Consider the following 3,992-nt stretch of genomic DNA (forward strand, 5'->3'; position numbering starts at 1 on the left):
CAATTTTGGGTTCTTATCCCTGTTATTTTCTTATCATTCAGGTATCTTGAATACAAAGGAGGTTTATATCATGAGGGAGTCACTCACATACGAAACCGGGCTTCATGAGGAATGCGGCGTATTTGGAATGTTTGACCTGGAGGGCGGCGATGTTGCCAGAGATATGTACTACGGACTCAGCGCACTCCAGCACCGCGGTCAGGAGTCATGCGGCATCGCAGTCTGTGACACGAACGGTCCAAAGGGCGTTGTCAACTGCTACAAAGGGCTGGGACTTGTCAATGAGGTATTTCATGAGGAGACGTTAAAACGCCTCGGCGGCAATCTGGGAGTTGGTCATGTCCGCTACTCCACAACCGGTTCTTCTACCATCGAAAACACACAGCCACTGGTACTTAAGTATTTTAAGGGAACACTCTGTCTGGCGCACAACGGAAACCTGGTAAATGCGTTTGAGATGCGCCGCCAGCTTGAAGAAACCGGCGCAATCTTCCAGACGACGATGGATTCAGAGGTAATCGCGTTCCACATCGCCAGAGAACGTCTGGCTGCCCCGACCGCTGAAGAGGCAATCAAACGGACCGCGGCAAAAACACGTGGCGCTTATGCCCTGATTATCTCCAGCCCGCGCAAGCTGATCGGTGTTCGTGACCCATTTGGTCTGCGTCCTCTCTGCCTCGGCAAAAAGGGAAATGTCTGGATCATGGCATCGGAAAGCTGTGCCATCACCTCGGTCGGCGGCGAATTTATCCGTGATATCGAACCGGGTGAGATCGTGACCATCACCCGCGACGGCGTTTTTTCTGATAAAAGCCTGCAGCAGGAAAAACGGGCACACTGCGTTTTCGAATACATCTATTTTGCCCGCCTCGACAGCCACATCGATGATGTGAGCGTCTATGAGGCAAGGCTGCGCGGCGGCGCGGCTCTCGCACATTCCTTCCCTGCCGATGCCGACCTCGTCGCCGGTGTACCGGATTCCGGCCTGACCGCCGCGATGGGATATGCGAAGGCATCCGGCATTCCATATGAGATTATTTTCCATAAAAATAGCTATGTCGGCAGAACCTTCATCAAACCGACCCAGGAAGAACGCGAAAATAGCGTCCGTATCAAGCTTAATATTCTGGAACCGGCTGTCAGGGGAAAACGCATTGTCCTCGTCGATGACTCTATCGTGCGCGGTACGACGATGAAAAACCTGATCCGCATGCTCAAAAAAGCCGGGGCGAAGGAAGTTCATGTGCGCGTCAGCTCTCCGCCATTCCTCTTCCCCTGCTATTTCGGTACCGATGTCCCCTCCAATAAACAGCTCATCGCCAGCAGTCATTCCGTCGAAGAAATCTGCCGGGAGATCGGTGCGGATTCGCTTGGATATATGCCGGTTGAAGATCTCGAGGAGATGGCAGGCGGACTGCCGCTCTGTACGGCATGCTTCACCGGAAACTATCCGATGGATGTGCCGGATGGGGAGATTAAGGATGCATTAGAATAAATATTTCGCAAATGAAAAAGAATGTGCCTTGGCACATTCTCGCGCCGAGCGCGGTCGCTTGCGACATGTTTCTGCTTCGCGCGAGTGCGCATCATTGGCACGTTAGTGCCTTTTTGTGTAATAGGGAATTCCAAGGAATTTCCTATTACATAAAAAAGGGCTCTCACCGAGTCCTTTTTTATCCCTCACACTTTTTCACGTTTTGTCAAAACTTTTGTTTTTGTTTAAAATGTCTTATATGTTTTTATACATTGGATGACGGACGGTTGTTCTGCGCTTTTAACGCTTTCAACTCGTCAAATACAACATCGTTCAGAACCTTAATGTAGGTTCCCTTCATACCGGACGAACGGGACTCTATAACGCCTGCGCTCTCAAACTTGCGGAGTGCATTGACGATAACGGAACGGGTAATGCCGACTCTGTCTGCAATCTTGCTGGCTACCAGAATGCCCTCGTTGCCTTCCAGCTCATCGAAGATGTGGGTAATTGCTTCCAGTTCGGAGAAGGACAGGGTGCTGATCGCTGATTTAACGATCTGGATCTTTCTTGTCTCCTCTGCATTCTCCTCGTTGACAGAACGCATCATCTCAAGTCCGACAACAGTGGTTCCGTACTCACTCAGGATGATATCGTCGATGTCGTACTGTGCATCTGATTTGTAGATGAACAGAGTACCCAGTCTCTCACCGGATATATCAATAGGCGTGATGATCGCCTGATACTTCTTCACGTTCTCCTCGGCGAATCCCAATGTGGCAAGGTTGACATTTTCCTTCGTTGACAAAACGCTTAAAAGGCGTTCATTCAACATACGGTCAACAAAACCGCCGACCTGATCCTTGATCAACTCTTCGATCTCATCCACACCCTCATGAATCGCAACTCCGAGTACTTTACCTTTCTTGCTGATTACGAGAATATTGGATTCCAGTATGTCACTGAGGACTTCACAAATGTCATTGAACACAACCTTATGAGAATGGTTGTTGTGCAATAACTTATTAATTTTTCTAGTTTTGTCCAGTAATTGAACGCTCATTTTACCAGTTACCTCCTTTGCCTTTATCGTAAATTAGAATTCGATCCTAACCTGTAAGAATTGTAACACGATTTTCGTATAATAGCAAGAGTTTTTCTGTATTTTTCATTTTTTTTAATAATTAATATCTATTTCAAGAGTTTTTATGAGTTTTTTACAAAACCGCAGGCTTCGTTAGAACAAAGAAGCTTATTTCCCTTTTCGAGCATAATATGTCCACATTTCGGACACATTTCTTTTGACGGTTTCTGCCAGGTCATAAAATCGCAGTCTGGGTTATTTTCGCAGCCGTAGTATCTTCTGCCCTTTTTCGATTTACGGATGACAATCTCACCACCGCATTTCGGGCACTTCACGCCGATCTTTTCCAGGTACGGCTTCGTGTTTTTACAGTCTGGGAATCCCGGGCAGGCAAGAAATTTGCCGTGCGGACCATACTTAATTACCATGTTGCGCCCGCACTGGTCACAGATCACATCCGTCACCTCGTCAGCAATCTTGACGCTCTCAAGCGTCTTCTCCGCTTCTTTAACCGCCTTGTCAAGATCCGGATAAAAGTTTTCGATAACGGTCTTCCAGCCGATCGTGCCGTCCCCGATGCTGTCGAGCAGGTACTCCATATTTGCCGTAAACTGCAAATCAACGATGGACGGGAACGCCTTCTTCATCATCCGGTTGACTACCTCGCCAAGCTCCGTCACATAGAGGTTCTTATTTTCCTTCGCTACATAGCGGCGCACGATGATTGTCGTGATGGTCGGTGCATAGGTACTTGGCCGTCCGATACCCTGTTCTTCCAGCGCCTTGACGAGCGACGCCTCTGTATAATGTGCCGGTGGCTGTGTAAAATGCTGTGCCGGTTCTAACTGGTTTAAATCCAGCTTCATGCCTGCTTCCAGCGACTCGTTCAGAACGCCGTCGGTCTCCTTATCCTCGTCCTGTGAATAGACGGACATGAAGCCGTCAAATTTGATTTTGGACGCCGACAGGGTGAAAAGCTCTTCTCCGGCTGCTACCTTGACGGAGGTTGTCTCGTAAACCGCCGGGCGCATCCGGCTCGCCGTGAAGCGCTTCCAGATAAGCTGGTACAGACGGAACTGGTCTCTGGAAAGCTGTTCTTTTACCTGTACCGGCGTCAGTGTAATGTCAGTCGGACGGATCGCCTCGTGTGCGTCCTGGATCTTGGCGTCTGATTTTGCCGCCGCCGGTGCCTCGGACACGTAACTTGCCCCAAACTGGTCGCCGATATAGCTTCTCGCCGCCGCATCTGCCTCTGCCGCGATGCGGGTGGAATCGGTACGCAGGTAGGTGATCAGACCGATTGTGCCGCGTCCTTTGATATCCACGCCCTCATAGAGCTGCTGGGCAAGGCGCATCGTCTTCTGTGTTGAGAAATTCAGCGTCTTGGATGCCTCCTGCTGCAGCGTACTGGTCGTAAACGGGATCGGCGCCTTC

Annotated in this window: 3 protein-coding genes (1 of these 3 only partly in view); 1 reads left to right on the forward strand and 2 read right to left on the reverse strand. The window is 49.7% G+C overall.

The window, feature by feature from the left end; genetic code table 11:
* The first annotated feature begins 70 nt into the window (after positions 1-70).
* A complete protein-coding gene (gene purF, locus QVO97_RS10340) occupies positions 71-1,495 on the forward strand; it encodes an amidophosphoribosyltransferase (RefSeq protein WP_022360246.1) in 1,425 nt (474 codons plus the stop codon).
* Positions 1,496-1,739: 244 nt separating this feature from the next.
* Here purF and codY read toward each other — a convergent pair whose 3' ends face one another.
* Positions 1,740-2,537, reverse strand: a complete 798-nt coding sequence (gene codY / locus QVO97_RS10345; RefSeq protein WP_022360247.1) for a GTP-sensing pleiotropic transcriptional regulator CodY — start codon at positions 2,535-2,537, stop codon at positions 1,740-1,742.
* A 143-nt stretch (positions 2,538-2,680) separates the two neighbouring features.
* Positions 2,681-3,992: the 3' portion of a type I DNA topoisomerase gene (gene topA, locus QVO97_RS10350; RefSeq protein ID WP_022360248.1), read on the reverse strand. 782 nt of this gene lie beyond the right edge of the window; only the last 1,312 of its 2,094 coding nucleotides appear in the window; its start codon lies off the right edge, out of view; its stop codon occupies positions 2,681-2,683.

It is taken from the genome of Clostridium sp. CAG:43 (genome assembly GCF_000434655.1).
Taxonomy (GTDB): Bacteria; Bacillota; Clostridia; order Lachnospirales; family Lachnospiraceae; genus Otoolea; species Otoolea fessa.